This window comes from uncultured Tissierella sp. (assembly GCF_902479755.1).
GTDB lineage: Bacteria > Bacillota > Clostridia > Tissierellales > Tissierellaceae > Tissierella > Tissierella carlieri.
In genome coordinates, this window is the sequence record NZ_CABSQO010000002.1 from 18,032 (window position 1) to 38,157 (window position 20,126).

Here is a 20,126-nt window from a genome sequence, read left to right on the forward strand (position 1 = left end):
TAACTATTAGCTATTCACTGAATTTAAAGTTGGGAGTGTTAATTAAAATGGGAAAATTATTTGGTACAGATGGCATTAGAGGAATTGCAAACAAGGATTTAACCCCGGAGATGGCATTTAATGTAGGTAGGGCAGGGGCTTATATATTATCTAAGGGAAGCAAAGGTAAAATAGTAGTAGGTAAAGATACAAGGGCTTCAGGAGATATGCTAGAAGCTGCTATAACAGCAGGAATTTGTTCTATGGGGCTAGATGTAATATCTGTAGGCATCATACCTACTCCAGCTGTAGCATATTTAACTCGAAAATATGAAGCACTAGCAGGTATAGTTATATCTGCATCACATAACCCTGGAGAGTATAATGGAATTAAATTCTTTGACTATCAAGGATTTAAATTGCCAGATGGAGTAGAGGACGAAATAGAAGATATTATATTAAACAAAAAAGAATTAGAGATTAGACCTGTAGGAGATAAGATAGGTAAAGTAATCGCCGAAGAAAATGGTAGCAAGGATTATATAGATTACCTAATTTCCACAGTAAATATAGATTTAAATGGAGTTAAGATAGCAATGGATTGTGGTCATGGTGCATTATATAAAATCGCTCCAGAAATCATTAGAAAACTTGGAGGAGAAGTAATAGTTATAAATACAGATCCAACAGGAATGAATATAAATGACGACTGTGGTTCAACTAATCCAAAGATGATTCAGGAATTGGTATTAAAAGAGAAGGCAGATATTGGCATATCTTTTGACGGAGATGGAGACCGAATAATAGCTGTAGATGAGTTAGGAAATATACTTGATGGAGATCATATATTGTCTATTTGTGGTTCTTATCTCTACAAAAAAGGGAAACTAAAGAATAACACTGTAGTAGGTACAATTATGACCAATATGGGTCTAGATATGTTTCTAAAAGAAAATGATATAAACATTGTGAAAACTGCAGTTGGAGATAGATATATATTAGAAGAAATGGTTCGTTCAGGCTATGTACTAGGAGGAGAGCAATCAGGTCATATAATTTTCTTAGATTATAATACTACAGGTGATGGTTTGGCTACAGGGCTTCATTTGCTTGAAGTAATGAAAGAATCTAAAAGAGCTATGTCCGAACTTAATAATTTAATGACAAATTTCCCGCAGGTTCTTGTTAATGCCAAAGTTAAGAATGAATTAAAGTATAAGTATAATGAAAATGAAGAAATAATGAAAGAGATAAAAAAAGTTGAAGAGATTTTTCATGGGCAAGGTAGGGTTGTTATAAGGCCTTCAGGTACAGAACCTTTAGTTAGGGTGATGATTGAAGCGAAAGAAGATATTGGATTATTAAAAATTGCATCTGATTTAGCTAAATTTATTGAAGATAGAATAGGAATTAACTCTTAATAAAATACTTTATGAGGTGATGAGATGAATTACAAAATCGTAGCAGACAGTAGCTGTGATTTAAACGAAGCATTAAAAGAGCAGCTCAACATTAAACTAGTTCCATTTAAAATAGATGTAGATGATAAGAAATTTATAGATGATGAAGAAATGAATACGATGGAACTAATAGATGCAATGAAGAATAGTCCAAATCCAGTTAGAACTTCATGCCCTTCACCAGGAGATTTTGTATCTGAGTATAGAAAGGCCGATAATATATTTGCGGTTACAATATCAGGACAATTAAGTGGCACATATAATTCTGCAGTATTAGCAAAAGATATGATACAGGAAGAAGAGCCTGAAAAATTTGTTCATGTTTTTGATTCAAGGTCAGCTAGTATTGGAGAAACCTTAGTAGCCATGAAGATACAAGAATTAATAGAAAAGCAACTAAATAATTTTGAAATAGTTGAAAAGGTAGAAAGTTATATTAATGGAATGAAAACATTTTTTATTTTGGAAAGTCTAGATAACTTAATAAAGAATGGAAGAATTTCTAGGACAAAGGGATTAATAGCTAATGTATTAAATTTAAAACCTATAATGGGATCTACTGATAACGGAGAAATAAAGCTTGTTGAAAATGTAAGGGGAACTAAAAAGGCATTTAAAAGATTAATTGAAATAATTGGAGAAACTGGGGAAAAATTTGAAGAGAAGATTCTAGCTATTTCTCATGTTAATGCTTTTGAGAGAGCGCAAGAGTTAAAAAATGAGATTCAGGATAAATATAATTTTAAAGATATTATTCTAGTTAAAACAGCAGGACTTAGTACTGCATATGCAAACGATGGAGGAATTATTTTAGTTTTTTAAAGACAATAGAAAATCTTTTTTAAGATAAAAAAATATATTGACAAGTACAAATGGCATGTTATAATAATAAAGTAAGTAAAAATTACTTTATTCATGCGGGAGTGGCGGAACTGGCAGACGCGCTAGACTTAGGATCTAGTGTCATTGACGTGGGGGTTCAAGTCCTCTTTCCCGCACCATGTTTAAACCAGTGGATTTGTACCATTGGTTTTTTTACTATGTTTTGTTATATATAATATTGGATATTATTATTTGTTATGTTATAATTTTATGATATAATAGATTAGCTAAAAATGGATAAATAGATAGGGGAGGAAATTGCAAATGAAGGCGATTCTAGAAAAAAAAGAAAACAATAAAGCTACTTTTACTTTTGAAATATCAGAGAGAAATTTCGAAGAAGCATTACAAAAAGCATATTTACAAAATAGAGGAAAATTTAATATTCCAGGATTTAGAAAAGGAAAAGTTCCAAGAAAAATTATTGAAATGAACTATGGAGCAGAAATTTTCTATGAAGAAGCTATTAATATAATTTTACCAAATGCCTACAATGATGCAGTTGAAGAATTGGGATTAGAGCCAGTAGATCAACCAGAAGTACACATTGAAGAAATTGAAAAAAGTAAACCGATAATTGTTAAAATAGAAGTAGCAGTAAAACCAGAAGTAGTTCTTGGAGATTACAAAAGTATAGAAATTGAAAAAGTAGAGTATAATGTAACAGACGAGCATGTAGAAGACGAACTAAAATCAGTTCAAGAAATGAACGGAAGAATAATTGATGCAGGAGATAGAGTGGTTAAAGTTGGAGATATTTTAACTATCGATTATGCAGGATATGTTGATGGAGCTCAATTTGATGGTGGAACTGCTGAAGGTCAAACTTTAGAAATAGGTTCAGGGAGATTTATTCCAGGTTTTGAAGAACAATTAGTGGGTAAAAATAAAAGTGAAGAAGTAGATGTAGTTGTGACTTTCCCAGAAGAATATCATGCTGAAGATTTAAAAGGTAAAGAAGCTACTTTTAAGGTAACAATTCATGAAATAAAGGAGAAAGAATTACCAGAATTGGATGACGAATTTGCAAAAGATGTATCTGAATTTGATACTATAGAAGAATATAAAAATAGTATTAGAGAAAAACTAGAAGAAGAATTTAAAAACAAAGAAGAAGTAGAAAATGAAAATAACTTGATAGAGAAAGTAATAGAAATCTGTGAAGTGGATATACCAGAAGTTATGATAGATTCTCAATTAGAAAATGAATTAGGAGAATTTGATTATAGAATGAGAATGCAAGGTATTAACTTAGAGCAATACCTACAAATAACTAATTCAACAGAAGAAAGCTTAAAAGAGCAGCTAAGACCTATGGCAGAGAAGAGAGTTAGAGGAGACATAATTCTTGAAGCTATTGGCAAGGCTGAGAATATAGAAGTAACAGAAGAAGATATAGATAAAGAATTAGAAAAAATGGCAGATTCTTACAAACAAGAAAATAAAGAACAGTTTATTAAAGATATGAGAAGAGGAGATTTATCCTTCTTAGAGACAGCTATTACAAATCAAAAGGTTATTGAGTTATTAAAGGCAAATGCTAAATTCAAATAATTATTGGAGGGATGTAAAATGGCTTTAGTTCCTATGGTTGTAGAACAAACAAACAGAGGAGAAAGATCCTATGATATTTACTCTAGATTATTAAAAGAAAGAATAGTATTTTTAGGTGATGAAGTTAATGATGTTACTGCAAATTTAGTAGTAGCTCAATTGTTATTCCTTGAATCAGAAGATCCAGATAAAGATATTCAACTTTATATAAATAGTCCAGGTGGCTCAGTAAGTGCAGGGTTTGCTATATTTGATACTATGCAATATATTAAACCAGATGTATCAACTATCTGTATGGGTATGGCAGCTAGTATGGGTGCTTTCTTGCTTGCTGCTGGTACAAAGGGAAAGAGATTTGCATTACCTAATGCTGATATTATGATACATCAACCTTTAGGTGGAGCTAAAGGTCAGGCAGAGGACATTAGAATTCAAGCAGAAAAGATAATTGAGATAAGAGAAAGAATCAATAAAATATTAGCTGAAAGAACTGGTCAGCCGCTAGAAAAGGTATCTAGAGATACAGACAGAGATTATTATATGACAGCTGAAGAAGCTAAGGAATATGGTATAATAGATGCTGTAATATCAAGAAAATAAATTAAGTGAGGTGTCATCGTGGCTAAATATGATGAAAAACAGCTTCGTTGCTCTTTTTGTGGAAAGCCACAGGAACAAGTTAGGAGACTTATTGCTGGACCCAATGTTTATATATGTAATGAATGTATAGAGCTATGTCAGGAGATAATTGAAGAAGAATTTATCGATAACTTCGATTATGAGATACAAGACTTACCTAAGCCTATTGTTATAAAAGAGACTCTAGATGATTATGTTATAAAACAAGAAAGGGCCAAAAGAGCTTTAGCTGTAGCAGTTTATAATCATTACAAGCGAATAAATAAAAAACCAACAAAAAATAATGATATTGAACTTCAAAAGAGTAATATTGTTATGTTGGGGCCTACGGGTTCAGGGAAAACTCTGCTTGCTCAAACCTTAGCAAAGATACTGAATGTACCCTTTGCTATAGCAGATGCCACTTCTTTAACAGAAGCTGGATATGTGGGTGAAGATGTTGAAAATATAATATTAAAACTTATTCAAGCAGCAGATTATGACATTGAAAGAGCTGAAAAAGGGATAATATATATAGATGAGATAGACAAAGTGGCTAGAAAAACTGAAAACCCGTCTATTACAAGAGATGTAAGCGGTGAAGGTGTGCAGCAAGCATTATTAAAGATTCTTGAGGGAACTGTTGCAAATGTTCCGCCTCAAGGAGGAAGAAAACATCCACATCAAGAGTTTATTCAAGTGGATACAACTAATATATTATTTATAGTTGGAGGAGCTTTTGATGGATTAGATAAGATAATTCAAAATCGTGTAGGTAAAAAATCTATGGGATTTGGAGCAGAAGTATCATCTCAAAAGGATGTAAAAATTGGAGAACTTTTAAAATACTTACAGCCTGAAGATCTTCTGAAATTTGGATTGATTCCAGAGTTTGTTGGAAGGCTACCTGTTATGGTTACTCTAGAAGAACTAGATGAGGAATCATTAGTTAAAATCCTTACAGAACCAAAAAATGCTCTTATAAAACAATATAAAGAGTTGTTTTCAATGGATGGGGTAGATCTTGAGTTTGAAGATGGGGCTCTTCTTTCCATAGCTAAAAAGGCAATCGAAAGAAAAACAGGCGCAAGAGGACTTAGAAGTATAATAGAAGAAACCTTGCTAGATATTATGTATGAACTCCCTTCAAGAGATGATATAGAGAAATGTGTTATAACAAAAGAAACAATAGAAAACAAGGTAGAGCCTACTTTGGTACTCTCAGATAGAAAAAAGAAAAGTAGGTCTAAGAAAACTAGTAACAAGGAATCTGCATCTTAAAGGCTCACATTTGTGGGCTTTTCCTTGTATTTAGAGATTTAATTACTATTGACGTACATAGGGAGGGATAAACAAGGATGAAACATTATGAAGTACAGAATAGAACCCTACCACTAATACCTTTGAGAGGAATATCAGTATTTCCTCATATGGTTGTTCATTTTGATGTTGGGAGAGAAAAATCTATTAGTGCCTTAGAAAAGGCAATGTTAGATGATGCTTCTATATTATTATGTACTCAGAAAGATCAAAAGGTTAATGAACCAACTGTAGAGGATTTTTACCATGTAGGTACTGTGGCTAAGGTTAAGCAGATGCTAAAATTACCTGGTGGTAGTATTAGAGTATTAGTCGAAGGTATGAATAGAGGTAGAGTTACTAATATAGTCCAAGAAGAACCATACTTCGTAGCTGATGTGGAGGAATTATCCTATGATGAAGAGGATATAAAAAAAGATATAGATTTAGAAGCAGCTATGAGGCTTGTAATAAATGACTTTGAAGAATATCTTTCTTTTAATGATAGAGTTTCTTCTGATGTTTTAGTTACTATTTCAGATATTGAAGATCCAGGTAGATTGGCAGATGTTATAGCATCTTATATATATTTAAAGATAGAAGATGATCAAAAAATATTAGAAACTTTTGATTTTTATGAAAGATTAGAATTTCTTCATATAATATTACAAGAGGAAATAGAGGTATTAAAAATCGAAGATAAAATAAATCAGAGGGTAAAGAAACAAATAAATAAGGTTCAAAAAGAATATTATCTTAAAGAACAAATTAAAGCGATTCAAAAAGAATTAGGTCAAGACGATGATACTATGGCAGAAGTAGAAGAATATGAGGAGAAGATAGAAAAGATAAAAATGCCTAAGGAAGTAAAAGAAAAGGCAATGAAGGAAGTTGAGAGACTTACAAAACTATCATCTCATTCACCAGAAACAGGAGTAATTAGAACCTATTTAGATTGGATAATAGATTTACCTTGGGATAAAGAGACAAAAGACAAGATAGATATTAAGAAATCAAGAGATATATTAAATGATGAACACTATGGACTTGTAGATGTAAAGGAAAGGATATTGGAGTTTATAGCTATAAGGAAGTTAACTAATAGTATGAAAGGCCCTATAATTTGTTTAGTAGGACCTCCAGGAGTAGGTAAGACTTCTATTGCAAGATCTATAGCTAAATCTCTTAATAGAAAGTTTGTTAGAATGTCCTTAGGAGGCGTAAGGGATGAAGCCGAAATAAGAGGACACAGAAGAACCTATATAGGTTCTATGCCAGGAAGTATAATTAATTCCATGAAAAAGGCAGGGACTAAAAACCCAGTGTTCTTATTTGATGAAATAGATAAATTAGGTAGTGATTATAGAGGAGATCCTTCTAGTGCTTTGCTTGAGGTACTAGATCCAGAGCAAAATGTTACATTTACAGATCACTATTTAGATGTACCATTTGACCTATCTAAAGTGTTATTTGTAACTACGGCAAATACTACAGCTACTATACCAGCACCACTTTTAGACAGAATGGAAGTAATAAGAATATCTGGTTACACAGAAGAAGAAAAAGTACAAATAGCTATGAATCATTTACTTCCAAAACAGTTAAAAGAACATGGTCTAAAAGAAGATAATCTAATGGTATCAGAATCTGCTATAAGAGGTATAATCAATAATTATACTAGAGAAGCAGGAGTACGAAATTTAGAAAGAAACATAGCTAATGTTTGTAGAAAAGCAGCTAAAAAAATAGTTGAAAAAAATCTAAAAACTGTAAGAATAAATAATGGAAATTTATCAAACTATTTGGGAGTTGAAAAGTATAGATTTGACACTTTAGGAGAAGAAAACCAAATTGGTGTAGCTAATGGTTTGGCTTGGACAGCAGTTGGTGGAGAAACTCTTTCTGTAGAAGTCAATACCATGAAGGGAACTGGGAAAATTCAATTAACTGGAAAGTTAGGAGAAGTTATGAAGGAATCAGCTATGGCAGGAATTAGTTATATCAGAGCCAACTCCAACCTATTGGGAATTGAAGCTGATTTCTATAAAGATATGGATATTCATATTCACGTACCAGAAGGAGCAATACCTAAAGATGGACCATCAGCAGGTATTACTATTGCTACAGCAGTTATTTCAGCACTATCTAATACTCCAATTAGTAGAGAAGTAGCTATGACGGGAGAAATAACTTTAAGGGGTAGAGCTTTACCAGTAGGAGGAATCAAAGAAAAGGTGCTGGCAGCAAATAGAATGGGGATAAAGAAAGTATTGCTACCCATTGAAAATGAAAAAGATTTAGAAGAGATTCCAGATAAAATAAGAAAGAAAATGACTTTTGTTCTAGTAAAATCCATGGATGAAGTATTAGAACATGCATTGATAAAGAGGAATGATATAGATGAAAATAATTAAATCTGACTTACATGCTATTGCAGTAGGGCCTAAACAATATCCACAGGATGAGCTTCCAGAAATAGCATTTGCAGGTAGATCTAATGTTGGAAAATCATCTTTCATAAACTCAATGATTGACAGGGCAAATTTAGCTAGAACTTCTGGTAAGCCTGGTAAAACAAGGACAATTAATTTCTATATTATCAACGATAGCTTTAGATTCGTAGACCTTCCAGGCTATGGGTATGCTATAGCTTCTAAAACTGAGAAGGAAAAATGGGGAGAAATAATAGAAAGATATCTTACAGATAGAAAGAACTTAAAAGAGGTAATATTAATTGTAGATATACGACATGAGCCAACAGACCAAGATCTTATGATGTATCAATGGATAAAATCCTTCGGTTATACAGGAATAGTTATAGCAACTAAGGCAGATAAGATATCAAAGGGAAATTGGAAAAAGCATGTAAATATAATAAAGAAGAAACTAGAAATAAAAGATATAAACCTCATTATACCTTATTCATCTGAAAAGAAGATAAATAAAGATAAAGTTTGGGAAGTGTTTCAAGGAATATTACAGCAGTAGATAAGGCTCACTGTTTAATTGAAAAGACAAAGACCAGTAGTTTTTCACTACTGGTCTTTATGTAGAGGACCGCTATATTGTGTCCTTCTTACTATTCTTTTGAAAATTGATCCTTATCAGCACCACAAACTGGACAAACCCAATCTGCTGGTAGATCTTCAAAAGCTGTTCCTGGAGCTATTCCGTTATCTGGATCTCCTTCAGCTGGATCATATACATAACCGCATGGATCACATACCCATCTTTCCATTTACATTCTCCTTTCTATTGTGTAATCATATAGATGATACCCAGAAAAGATAATAATAAACTTAAAAATTTATGTAAGAAAATAATTATTTTAAGCAACTGTACAAATAGGTTAGACTGACAAAAATATGGGTAAAATAGAAATATATTAAAAGAACATAATAATATAATTAGATGGAAGTGATGACAGTGGATTTTAAGTATAGCGGAACAGTATGCTCTGACTTAGATATGATAAAAAACTTTGTGGATGATATTTTAAAGAAACTTAATCATATAATAGAAAACAGTGATATAATGTTTGACATAAGGTTGATACTCAATGAACTTGTTATTAATGGCGTCCTGCATGGAAATGATTGTGTTAATACAAAATGCGTCAAACTATCATTAGAAGTAGATAAAAATAAGATAATAATTCAAGTGGAAGACGAGGGAAGAGGTATAGATTATGATTTAAAATCCTATGATCCTAGTGATTTAAAATGCTGTGGTAGAGGATTGGTCATTGTTAATGGTCTTTCAGATGAATTTTATATACAGAAGAATAAAGTAACTGCGGTAAAACATATAAATTAGGGGGTGCGATTGTGAAGAAAGTATCAATTCTTTTATTAACTGCTATGGTGATTATTAGTGGACTGATACCTAGCAGAGTTTATGGAGAAAATAATTATGACAAAAAACTAGAAGAAGCAATACTCAAATGCAAGAAACTATTTAATATTTCAGACAAGTATGATAAATTCACATCTGACGTAAGCTCATATGATGGAGTTACTAATTTTTATTTAAATTGGGTAGATTCTGGAGAAAAACTAGATACGATTAGCGTTAATATTGATAGTGATGGTAACATTATATTTTATGATAGCTACCCGCCAGTATACGAGGAGCCAAGTTCAAAATTACCTAATTACACGAAAGACGAAGCACAAAAATTTGCTATAGAGTTTATAGCTAAGGTAGACCCAGATATTGCAAAAGAAATTAAATTGATTCCAGAAAATTATCCAACGAGTTCTATGGATACTCAATACTATTTTAATTTTAAACGTTATGTAAATGACATACAATTCCCAGAGAATTCAGTTACCGTAAATGTGAATAAATATACTGGAGAGATTAGGCACTATTATGTTAGTTGGGATAGAAAAGCAGTGTTCCCTTCACCAGAAAAAGTAATAACCCTAGATAAGGGAAAGGAAGCATATAGAAGAGAAATAGGCATAAAACCAATATATAAGACTAATAATTACTATTATAGACCTATGCATATAAATGGAGAAGAAAAAGATTACTATTTAGCATATTCAATATTTGGACCAAGTAAGGGGATTGATGCTTTCACAGGTAAAAAAATAAATTTAAGTTATTATGGACCTTATTATGGAGCTGAAGAAAATGCGAAGGCCATGGATTCGGGAGCAGGACTTACTCCAGAAGAACAAGCATCTGTTGATAAATTATCAGGATTATTGGACGAAAAATCAGCAGAAAAAAAAGCCAGAGAAATATTAAATATAGACTCTAGTTATAAGTTAAATGGAAAAAATCTTTATAATAATTATAAAAATCCAGGGGATTTTAACTGGTATTTATATTTTAATAAAGAAATATCAAAGGATAATCTCTTGTATATGGATATAGGATTAGATGCCAAAACAGGAGAAATTATAAATTTTAATAAAGGAATAAACTATGGAGAGAATTCAAAGCCAAAGATAAGTAAAGATAAAGCTTTGGATATTGCAAAAGAATTCATAAAGAAAATGCAGCCAATTAAAGTAGATCAAATAGAGCTAATGGAAGACCAATATACAGAAGAAAATCAACTAACCTATAATTTCAATTTCATTAGAAAAGATGGAGATATATATGTTGAAAATGATAGAATTCATGTAGGAGTAGATGGAGTTGGAGCAGAAGTATATTCTTATAATTTAGATTGGTTCAAAGGTAACCTTCCACCAAAGGACAAACTTATTCCGATAGATGATGCCTATGAAATCTTATGGGATAAGATTGGCTTGGAGTTAATGTATACTAAGACTTATGATCATACTAAAACAGAAGGTCAAAATTTTGAAATCAAACTAGTATATGCATTGAATCAAAATAAACCTGCAATAATATCTGGAACAACAGGAGAAATATTAGATTACTCAGGAAAGCCATATGAAGAGATGAAACCGATATCCTATAAGGATATAGATAGTTCCTATGCTAAGGATAAAATAATAACATTAGCTGAATATGGAATTGGTTTCAAAGGGGAAGAATTTAAACCAAAGGATAAAATAAAGCAAAAAGATTTTGTATATATACTTTGGAAATCAATGAACCAATATAGAACAGATAATATAACTGAGGATGAGATATATAAATCATTTATCTCTGCAGGTTATATGAAAGAAGGAGAAAAGAATCCAAATAAAATTGTTACCAAAGAGGAAGCTATAAAATATATAATTAGAGCAATGAGAATGGATAAAGTAGCTGAGATAGATGGTATTTATAAAGATATCTTTAAAGACGATAAAGACATATCGAAAGGTCTAAAGGGATATATAAATATTGGTTATGGATTAAAGATAATATCAGGAGATGGAGAGGGAAATATAAATCCAAAATATGAATTAAATAGGGAAGATGCAGCAAATATGATTTATAATTATATGTTTAATCAATAAATAGAAAAATCAGGTCTTAAATTTAAGACCTGATTTTTCTATTTCAAAAATTATATAAAATTAATCATTTAAAAATCGGATAAATATAAAATATTAGAACATATAGAATCTTAAGATATGGTCAGACAAAATATTAAATTTGTATATTGTATAGGTTTAGTACATATTATTTTCTTGATATGAAGATATAATTTAATGAAATAAATTAATTAAATATTAAATCAGTATCTAATGATAAAGATATATTTAATTTTTTATTACATGAGAAAAGAGAATGATAGAGTTAAGGAAACTAAAGAATTCCCTCATGATCTGTGTTTAGTGAATAAAAGATTATTATTAATATATGCCCATCATCCTTACTAGATATAGTAAAAGTGATGGGTAAAAATAGAAGGTTCATTAATGACTATAAATCAATACCAAAAATTTCTCTACAATTCTCTATAATTTCGTCTTTAAGTTTGTTCTGGCCGAGGGCTTCACATAAAGTTATTGAAACATTGAGAGATTGTATATATTCAGATTTTTTAAGATGGAATTCAGCAATTCCTTTTCCATAATATAAGAGATTCAGTCCATTCAGATTTCTTATTTCTTGGCAAACCCTAATACCTATGTTAGAAAATTTCAAGGCTTTTTCAAAATCTTTGTTTCTTCTATAAACACCAGCCAAATTGTGACATAGTTTAGGATAAATTTCATCATTAATATCAGTAGATTGGAAACAAAACTCCATTATCTCCAGATATTTTTCTTTAAGATTTAACCTATTTAATATAAATGCAATATTCATCAATATTCTTATTTCCATAGAAGAATATACAAATGAATTATAATCATTTAAGTCAAAGCGGGGAGTAGTCATTTTAAGAGACTCTATTAGCATATTAAGAGCTTTATTATCCATGTCACTATTATTTTTATATAGAAGAATAGCTTCTGTAAATAAGATCAATTGTTTAATAATTACTTTATAATAGTTATTTTTAGTGGACAATAATAAAATATTTAGTTCTTTAAATTCATTATGTAAAGTATTAAATTCTACACTATCTAGTTTGAACTCTAATCTATTTTTAATTTCATAGAAAGTTAAATAGTCATCAAATCTATATTTTAATAATAAATTAATTAAATCCTGTTTATAAATAGGAGATAATATTTCTAATGTATCCAATTTGGGTACTACTTTTCCATTTTCTATTCTTCGAATAGTTACTGAATCTATACCTGCTAATTCGCATATTTTTTTTTGAGTCAGATTTAAATTTTTTCGTATTTGTTCCATTTTTTTTCCAAACAAATCAAGATTATAATTCAAGAAAAGCACCTCCCAATCCAGATTTGTGTTTATTCTCCAGAACCAACATGGTAAAAGCGACATTAAAGTCGCTTGAAAAAGAATTATTTATTTTATAGTATATAGATAAGAGTTAATAAAGTAAAGGAGAGATTGATATATGAAAAAAAATTTAGTAGCAGTTATAATGTTATTTACTATGATTTCAGCATTTATACTAAACTATGGGAAATCTACGAAATATATAGCTAAAGGTGATGGCGAAATCGAATGGCTTGCCTATAGCCAAGAAAGGCTAATATAGGAAACTATAATTAATCTCAAAGAATAAAAAAGTAATAGAATATTTATCATATTAATTTTGAAATATATACTGAAAATTAGAGAGCTCGGATATTTTAATATAAAGTCTATGATTTATATGAAAGGAGATTACTAGGGGGAATTATCGTGAATTCATTTGATAACATAGACTATAAATAGATATTAACATTACAATATTTTGAAAGAATAAATGGATATTAAAATTAATAGACGTAGCTAAAGGGTCAGAAAATTTGAATAAGTTGACTTAAGATAAAAATATTCAGTAATTTCATCTAAGGAAATAGATATATAAGAATTATCATATCAATATATGATAAAGATAAAAACATTAATAGAAAATCAAACTCAAAGTCTTCCAAGATCTATTTTTGGAGGATTTTCTAATATAAGATTTGAAATTCATTTTATTTTTTTATTGTAAAACATTCAGTGATAGCTTAAATGAACTTATGGTACTTGTGCCACCTGTGATTATAAATGTTATGATTGTCCCACAAGAATATACACAATGTGTGTATACCTATATTTAATCTTAAATTTACAATTAATATACAAAGATAAAGTTATTAGTTAATTAAAATGATTAGCTAATTAGATTTATTAGGAAGAGGCAAAACTTGATATATTATGTAGATAATAATATATCAAGTTTTCAATATTTGACATACAGAAAGGATGGACTTGCCTAAATGAAGCTACTATATAATCTAGAGTTAGAAAGAGTAAAAAAAGTTATAGATGTAGATACAAATGTAGTATTGCTGAAATCCTTAAATAAAATGGTGGGTATAATTAAAGATCCATACAGACTCAATGAACTACTTGTTGATAAAGGCAATAGTGAATCTATCGTGAGTATATATTCATCAATATGTATATTTATAGGAGAAGTTAAAGAGTTGATAAGTGAGGATATTGATATTGAAGATTTATCTTATAAGTATATGACAATGATTAGGCAAATAATTCGAAGTAGAGGTCAATTAAGGGTTCCTCTATTTGGAGGTCTTTCGGATCTAGGTTATGGGATTAATTCAATTTATAAATCAACAGGTTATTTTAAGAGATTTATTGATAGCTTCAATAAGTTGATAATTTCCTTAATAGAAGATGAATTACCTAAATTAATAGCCGATATAGATGATTTAAAAGCTGAAAGTTTTGATACTATGGCAGGAATGGCAGGAGTAGCTTCATATCTGCTACTTTATAAAGATGAAGATAAGATAAGAAAGTGTATAGAAGATATATTTAGATATCTAATAATGCTAACAGAAGAAAAAGAAGTGTTTGGACAAAAGGTGTTAAGATATTATTTATCTCCAGATAATCATTATTCACAGAAAGAAAGAGAGTGTTATACTAATGGAAGTTTCAATTTAGGACTATCTCATGGAATAGCTGGTCCATTATCAATTCTATCTACTGGACTTAATGAAGAAATAGAAGTAGAAGGACAGAAGAAAGCTATAAAAAACATATTAAATGACTTAAAAACATTTTCCTGTATTAATGAAAAAGAATTTGTATATTGGCCTGAGAGAGTAGGGTTTGATGATTATGTAAATAGAAGAGTTAATATGGGAGCAAATAGAGCTAGTTGGTGTTATGGTTCCCCAGGAATAGCAAGAGCAATGTATTTAGGTGGAAAGGCAGTGGATGATGAAGATAGTATAATATTATCGCTAAAAGCAATAGATGGACTAGCTAAAATGAATATAAATCAATGGAGGCTAAACTCCCCAACTGTATGTCATGGATATGCAGGATTATTAGTAGTTATGGAGGCAATGTACATGGATACAGGAAGTATTAATTACATAAAATGTATCAACAAGCTGAAGAATATATTACTAAACTTTTATAAAGAGGACTCTATATTCGGATTCATGAACATAGATACAAAAGAGGTCGACAACGGAGCATATAAAATAATTGAAGAAGATAAGATAACATTGTTACAGGGTTCCATAGGAGTAATACTAAGTCTGTTAGCAATAGTTAAACCTATGGAAACTAACTGGATGAAGCATTTACTTATATAAATACATTTCTTATTAAAAGGAAAGCTATATTAAATTAAATAAAAAAGCAAAGAAGATTAGAAAGTATAGGGAGAAAATTATAAAGAAGTTTAATAAAGACTTTATGCAGTATTTTCTATAGTACTAAGTCTTATAGAATTTATATCAGCCTTAGCCATACTACTATATTAAAAATCTTGGTATCTTAATCGCCTAATGCATAGATAGATTATTTAAAAAATTGGTATGATCTAATATAAGGATCATACCAGTTTTTTAATAAAATTGAATAATATATTTTGATTTATCTTTGAAGTATGGTAAAATGAATTTTGTTAAAAACTATATGCAAGAATTTTAAATATGAAAGGATCTGTTGTATGAATATTAAGAGAGAGGATATAAGAAATATTGCAATAATAGCTCACGTCGATCATGGAAAGACAACTTTAGTTGATAGTCTATTAAAGCAATCAGGAGTTTTTAGAGCTAACCAAGTGGTCGAGGACAGGGTAATGGACTCCAATGATATAGAAAGAGAAAGAGGTATTACAATACTAGCAAAGAATACTGCTATATATTACAAAGATATTAAAATTAATATTATAGATACTCCAGGCCACGCTGATTTTGGTGGAGAGGTAGAGCGTGTGCTTAAAATGGTAAATGGTGTAATACTAGTAGTTGATGCTTTTGAGGGACCAATGCCTCAGACAAAATTTGTTTTAAAAAAAGCCTTTGAACTAGATTTACCGGTTATAGTGTGCATCAATAAAATTGATAGGCCAGAAGCAAGACCAAATGAAGTAATTGATGAGGTATTGGATTTATTTATTGAATTAGGTGCAAATGAAAAGAATCTAGATTGTCCTTTTGTTTTTGCTTCAGCTAAAAAGGGAACTGCTACTTTAGATTATAACGAAGATGTAGAAAATATGGATATATTGTTTAAGACAGTAATTGACAATATACCCGCACCAGAAGGAGATACAGAAGGACCTCTTCAAGTCCTTATATCTACTATAGATTATAATGAATATATTGGTAGAATAGGTATAGGTAAAATAGAAAGAGGCAAAATATCTACTAATCAGGAAGTAGTTATAGTAAATAAAGAATATCCTGAAAAGCAGGAAAAAGTAAAGATATCTAAAGTATACAAGTTTGAAGGACTAAATAGAGTAGAGGTAGAGTCTGCCACAGTAGGCAGTATTATAGCCATAACAGGAGTAGAGGATATTCATATAGGAGATACAATATGTGATGTTAATTCTCCAGAACCATTACCCTTCGTCAAAATATCTGAACCGACTATTGCAATGACATTTTCTGTAAACAATAGTCCATTTGCAGGGAGAGAGGGAAAATTTGTAACTTCAAGACAAGTAAGAAATAGATTATTTAAGGAATTACAAACAGATGTAAGTCTTAGGGTAGAAGAAACCGAATCTACAGATGCTTTTAAGGTATCAGGCAGAGGAGAGTTACACTTATCAGTTCTAATTGAAAATATGAGAAGAGAAGGATATGAGTTCCAAGTATCTAAGCCAGAAGTACTCTTTAAAGAAGAAAATGGTAAGAAAATGGAGCCGATGGAAAAAGTAACTATTGATTTATCCAATGAATTTGTAGGAGCAGTTATAGAAAAATTAGGGCAAAGAAAAGGAGAATTAGTTAGTATGACTGAGTCCAATGGAGGATATGCAAGGCTAGAATTCCTTATACCTGCTAGAGGACTTATAGGCTATAGACAAGAGTTTATGACAGATACCAAGGGTAATGGTATACTTAATTCTGTGTTTGATGGTTATGCTCTTTATAAAGGTGAGATTCCTAAAAGAAAGGTAGGTTCAATTATTTCCTTTGAAACAGGAGAATCTACTGCATATGGGCTTTATTCTGCTCAAGAAAGGGGTATATTATTTATAGGAGCTGGTATTCAAGTATATACTGGAATGATAGTAGGTGCTAATCCCAAAGGATTGGATATAGATGTAAATGTATGTAGAAAGAAACAACAATCTAATATTAGAGCTTCAGGATCAGATGAGGCTTTAAGACTTTCTCCAGCTAAAGATATGTCACTAGAGGAAGCTTTGGAATTTATTGAAGATGATGAATTAATAGAGGTAACACCACTTAACTTTAGAATAAGAAAGAAAATATTAGATAGTACTAAAAGGTATAAATCAAAGAAAAATAATTAGTTTCTAGGGGGATATTATGGATTTCCTATTTACATCTTATGGATGGGTATTTAGAAATATATTATGGTTAAATATTCTATTTGCTATTTTACTTGTATTTTTTGAAAGAAGGAATCCCACCTCGACATGGCTATGGCTTATGGTTTTAACTTTTTTACCTGGCATAGGCTTTATTCTATATTTATTTATTGGTCAGGATTTAAGTAAAAAGAAACTATTTAAAACCAAGGAAGAGGAAGATTATTGCTTTCGTGATATTGTATTAGTTCAAGAGAAACAAATGGATAAAGATGAATATAGGTATCGAGATCCTAATTATATTAAATATGAGGATCTAATAAAAATGCATTTAATTAGTTCAGAATCATTTTTTACACAAGATAACAATGTTGAAATATATTTTGATGGGGAAGATAAATTTAGGGCATTATTAGATGGAATTCATAATGCAAAACATTATATTCATTTACAATACTATATTTTTAAATCTGATGGATTAGGAAAAAAAGTGATAGAATCATTATGTAAAAAAGCCCGTGAAGGTGTTGAAGTAAAACTTCTTGTTGATGGAATGGGCGGTCGAAAATTTTCAAAAAAATATATTAATCAACTAAAAGAATCAGGAGCAGAATTTGGGGTGTTTTTCCCCCCATTTGTGCCCTTAGTAAGCCTTAGAATTAATTATAGAAACCATAGAAAAATATGTATAATTGATGGAAGAGAGGCATTTGTAGGAGGATTTAATGTAGGTGATGAGTATATAGGATTATCAAAAAAATTTGGATATTGGCGTGATACTCATATTAAAATAAAAGGATCTGCCATATCTTCTCTTCAATGGAGATTTTTTTTAGATTGGAGATTTGCTACTGGTAAGGAAATAACTCAGTGTCAAACATATCTTGCAGAAGAAGATTCTTTAGGCGATACAGGAATACAAATAGTATCATCAGGACCAGACTCAAAATGGCCTAGCATAAAAGATGGATATCTTAAGATGATTTCCAATGCAAGAGAAAAGGTTTATATTGAGACCCCATATTTTATACCTGATGATAGTATATTTGAAGCGCTAAAGCTTGCAGGATTATCTGGTTTAGATGTTAGAGTAATGATACCATGTAAACCTGATCATCCCTTTGTCTATTGGGCTAGTATGAGTTATATTGGTGAGCTCTTACAGGCTGGAGTAAAGTTTTATACCTATGAAAAAGGTTTTCTTCATTCAAAAGTAGTTTTAATGGATGATTTTGTTTCTTCTATTGGGACTGCGAACCTAGATATTCGAAGTTTTAAATTAAATTTTGAAGTTAATGCATTTTTATATGATGAATCTATAAATTTAAAATTAACAGATAAATTTTTAGATGATTTACAATATTGTAAAGAAGTTACATTAGAAGAATATAATAACAGAAGTGGAATTGTAAAAGTAAAAGAGTCTTTTTCTAGATTGTTATCTCCTATTCTTTAATAAGAAATCACTATAAAAAAGACTTCTATTGAGAAACTATATTAAGGTTAATTAGAATTTTCACATAGGTTATAATAAAATCACCTCTGGAGATAATAATCTAGAGGTGATTATTTTGAAAAAGATTAAATGGTATATATTATTTATAGTAATGATATTTACATTAAGTGGTTGTAGAGCTCAGAGAAATCAGACAGTTAAATTCGAAAAAAAGGATAAAGCCCCTAAAGCACTGGGAGATATAAGTAAAGGGCTTCAGGATATATTGAAGGAAACTGAAAAGGTAGAAAGTATATTAGAAGGAACAGATTATGATGTAAATAAAGTTGAATTGGAGAGAGCTAGGGCAGAAGAGAAAGCCAAAATAGAGAAAACTATTGAAATAAAAAATGAAACAGGGGGAGCAATGGGTACTCAAGGAGACAGTGGTGGAAACCAAGGGAAAAGTGGTGGAAGTCAGGGTAATCAAGGAGGTCAGCCTGGAGATCAATCTCAAGGTGCCAAGAGTAAAGAGCAAAAAAAGCCTGAGGGTAGAGAAGAAAAACTTTTAAGTACATGGGAACAAATAGATAAGAAAATCGAAGAAACTCATAAGAAGTGGAATGAATATGAGGTAGAAGGAGTAAAAAAGGGGGTAACCTTAGAGAGAACTGAAAAGTTTAAAGAAAGTTTAAACGCTTTAACTAAGTCTATTGAAGATAGAACAGTTGTAGGCATTTACAATTATGGCAGTCAGAGTATGTCAAATCTTGCTCCTATGTTTGAAATATATAAAGATGAAATATGGGGAGAAATAAATAAAATAAAATATTCTACTTATCAGTCATACTTAAAGGCTTTAGAGGGAAAAGATATTGAAGCCTCAAGTATGTTGGGAAATCTAGAGGAAGAAACAAATAAAATTAGGTTGAAGCTTGAAAAAAATGATAGTAAAATAAAGATGTTAGATAATATTAATTTAGCAATAATAGATATGAAAAATGCATTAAATGAAAAGAGCATAAAATTGACCAAGATAAAAAAAGATATAATAATAAAAAGTCTTGAGAAATTAGGGGAATAAAAATAA

16 protein-coding genes and 1 tRNA gene are annotated in these 20,126 nt (G+C 30.4%); 15 read left to right on the forward strand and 2 right to left on the reverse strand.

Annotated elements, in window-relative coordinates:
- Positions 1-47: 47 nt before the first annotated feature.
- From glmM to yihA, 8 genes are all read left to right on the forward strand, one after another.
- Complete coding sequence (gene glmM, locus RDK80_RS01715) at positions 48-1,400, forward strand: phosphoglucosamine mutase (RefSeq protein ID WP_216556815.1); 1,353 nt, start codon at positions 48-50, stop codon at positions 1,398-1,400.
- 24 nt (positions 1,401-1,424) lie between these two features.
- Positions 1,425-2,261, forward strand: coding sequence for a DegV family protein (locus RDK80_RS01720; RefSeq protein ID WP_216556817.1), 837 nt, complete (start codon positions 1,425-1,427; stop codon positions 2,259-2,261).
- Positions 2,262-2,356: 95 nt separating this feature from the next.
- A tRNA-Leu gene (locus tag RDK80_RS01725) sits at positions 2,357-2,440 on the forward strand.
- A 145-nt stretch (positions 2,441-2,585) separates the two neighbouring features.
- Positions 2,586-3,875 carry a trigger factor gene (tig, locus tag RDK80_RS01730; protein ID WP_216556819.1) on the forward strand — a complete coding sequence of 430 codons (1,290 nt, stop codon included), beginning with the start codon at positions 2,586-2,588 and terminating at the stop codon, positions 3,873-3,875.
- 18 nt (positions 3,876-3,893) lie between these two features.
- Complete coding sequence (gene clpP, locus RDK80_RS01735) at positions 3,894-4,475, forward strand: ATP-dependent Clp endopeptidase proteolytic subunit ClpP (RefSeq protein WP_094902819.1); 582 nt, start codon at positions 3,894-3,896, stop codon at positions 4,473-4,475.
- Between the two features lie 18 nt (positions 4,476-4,493).
- The gene (clpX, locus tag RDK80_RS01740) at positions 4,494-5,774 is read left to right on the forward strand and encodes an ATP-dependent Clp protease ATP-binding subunit ClpX (protein ID WP_216556821.1); all 1,281 of its coding nucleotides are present in this window, start codon (positions 4,494-4,496) and stop codon (positions 5,772-5,774) included.
- A gap of 77 nt (positions 5,775-5,851) precedes the next feature.
- A complete protein-coding gene (gene lon / locus RDK80_RS01745; protein ID WP_216556823.1) occupies positions 5,852-8,206 on the forward strand; it encodes an endopeptidase La in 2,355 nt (784 codons plus the stop codon).
- Positions 8,193-8,780, forward strand: a complete 588-nt coding sequence (gene yihA / locus RDK80_RS01750; protein ID WP_216556825.1) for a ribosome biogenesis GTP-binding protein YihA/YsxC — start codon at positions 8,193-8,195, stop codon at positions 8,778-8,780. The genes lon and yihA overlap by 14 nt, the downstream gene beginning before the upstream one ends.
- Before the next feature lie 91 nt (positions 8,781-8,871).
- Here the strand turns inward: yihA and rd are convergent, their stop codons facing one another.
- Complete coding sequence (gene rd / locus RDK80_RS01755) at positions 8,872-9,030, reverse strand: rubredoxin (protein ID WP_094902827.1); 159 nt, start codon at positions 9,028-9,030, stop codon at positions 8,872-8,874.
- 182 nt (positions 9,031-9,212) lie between these two features.
- On the opposite strand from rd, the gene RDK80_RS01760 reads away from it, so the two are divergent.
- Together RDK80_RS01760 and RDK80_RS01765 are read left to right on the forward strand one after the other, a co-directional pair.
- Complete coding sequence (locus tag RDK80_RS01760) at positions 9,213-9,608, forward strand: ATP-binding protein (protein ID WP_308523313.1); 396 nt, start codon at positions 9,213-9,215, stop codon at positions 9,606-9,608.
- 11 nt (positions 9,609-9,619) lie between these two features.
- Positions 9,620-11,722: an S-layer homology domain-containing protein gene (locus RDK80_RS01765; protein ID WP_216556829.1), complete on the forward strand. Its 2,103-nt coding sequence runs from the start codon at positions 9,620-9,622 to the stop codon at positions 11,720-11,722.
- Positions 11,723-12,131: 409 nt separating this feature from the next.
- Here the strand turns inward: RDK80_RS01765 and RDK80_RS01770 are convergent, their stop codons facing one another.
- Complete coding sequence (locus RDK80_RS01770) at positions 12,132-13,046, reverse strand: helix-turn-helix domain-containing protein (RefSeq protein WP_216556831.1); 915 nt, start codon at positions 13,044-13,046, stop codon at positions 12,132-12,134.
- A 139-nt stretch (positions 13,047-13,185) separates the two neighbouring features.
- Here RDK80_RS01770 and RDK80_RS01775 point away from each other — a divergent pair, with 139 nt between their 5' ends.
- From RDK80_RS01775 to RDK80_RS01795, 5 genes are all read left to right on the forward strand, one after another.
- Positions 13,186-13,329, forward strand: a complete 144-nt coding sequence (locus RDK80_RS01775; protein WP_216556833.1) for a hypothetical protein — start codon at positions 13,186-13,188, stop codon at positions 13,327-13,329.
- A gap of 712 nt (positions 13,330-14,041) precedes the next feature.
- Entirely contained in the window at positions 14,042-15,397 is a 1,356-nt protein-coding gene (locus RDK80_RS01780; protein ID WP_216556835.1) for a lanthionine synthetase C family protein, read from the forward strand.
- A 359-nt stretch (positions 15,398-15,756) separates the two neighbouring features.
- Entirely contained in the window at positions 15,757-17,583 is a 1,827-nt protein-coding gene (gene typA, locus RDK80_RS01785; RefSeq protein ID WP_308523314.1) for a translational GTPase TypA, read from the forward strand.
- A 16-nt stretch (positions 17,584-17,599) separates the two neighbouring features.
- The gene (gene cls, locus RDK80_RS01790; RefSeq protein WP_216556838.1) at positions 17,600-19,057 is read left to right on the forward strand and encodes a cardiolipin synthase; all 1,458 of its coding nucleotides are present in this window, start codon (positions 17,600-17,602) and stop codon (positions 19,055-19,057) included.
- 115 nt (positions 19,058-19,172) lie between these two features.
- Positions 19,173-20,120 (forward strand): hypothetical protein, encoded by a 948-nt coding sequence (locus RDK80_RS01795; protein ID WP_216556840.1) that lies wholly within the window; start codon positions 19,173-19,175, stop codon positions 20,118-20,120.
- Positions 20,121-20,126 lie beyond the last annotated feature (6 nt).

What these genes read in the sequence shown, in the direction of transcription:
- glmM (WP_216556815.1), top strand. Translation starts at nt 48, where the DNA reads ATGGGAAAATTATTTGGTACAGATGGCATTAGAGGAATTGCAAACAAG.
- RDK80_RS01720 (WP_216556817.1), top strand. Translation starts at nt 1,425, where the DNA reads ATGAATTACAAAATCGTAGCAGACAGTAGCTGTGATTTAAACGAAGCA.
- tig (WP_216556819.1), top strand. Translation starts at nt 2,586, where the DNA reads ATGAAGGCGATTCTAGAAAAAAAAGAAAACAATAAAGCTACTTTTACT.
- clpP (WP_094902819.1), top strand. Translation starts at nt 3,894, where the DNA reads ATGGCTTTAGTTCCTATGGTTGTAGAACAAACAAACAGAGGAGAAAGA.
- lon (WP_216556823.1), top strand. Translation starts at nt 5,852, where the DNA reads ATGAAACATTATGAAGTACAGAATAGAACCCTACCACTAATACCTTTG.
- yihA (WP_216556825.1), top strand. Translation starts at nt 8,193, where the DNA reads ATGAAAATAATTAAATCTGACTTACATGCTATTGCAGTAGGGCCTAAA.
- rd (WP_094902827.1), bottom strand. Translation starts at nt 9,030, where the DNA reads ATGGAAAGATGGGTATGTGATCCATGCGGTTATGTATATGATCCAGCT.
- RDK80_RS01760 (WP_308523313.1), top strand. Translation starts at nt 9,213, where the DNA reads ATGACAGTGGATTTTAAGTATAGCGGAACAGTATGCTCTGACTTAGAT.
- RDK80_RS01775 (WP_216556833.1), top strand. Translation starts at nt 13,186, where the DNA reads ATGAAAAAAAATTTAGTAGCAGTTATAATGTTATTTACTATGATTTCA.
- RDK80_RS01780 (WP_216556835.1), top strand. Translation starts at nt 14,042, where the DNA reads ATGAAGCTACTATATAATCTAGAGTTAGAAAGAGTAAAAAAAGTTATA.
- typA (WP_308523314.1), top strand. Translation starts at nt 15,757, where the DNA reads ATGAATATTAAGAGAGAGGATATAAGAAATATTGCAATAATAGCTCAC.
- cls (WP_216556838.1), top strand. Translation starts at nt 17,600, where the DNA reads ATGGATTTCCTATTTACATCTTATGGATGGGTATTTAGAAATATATTA.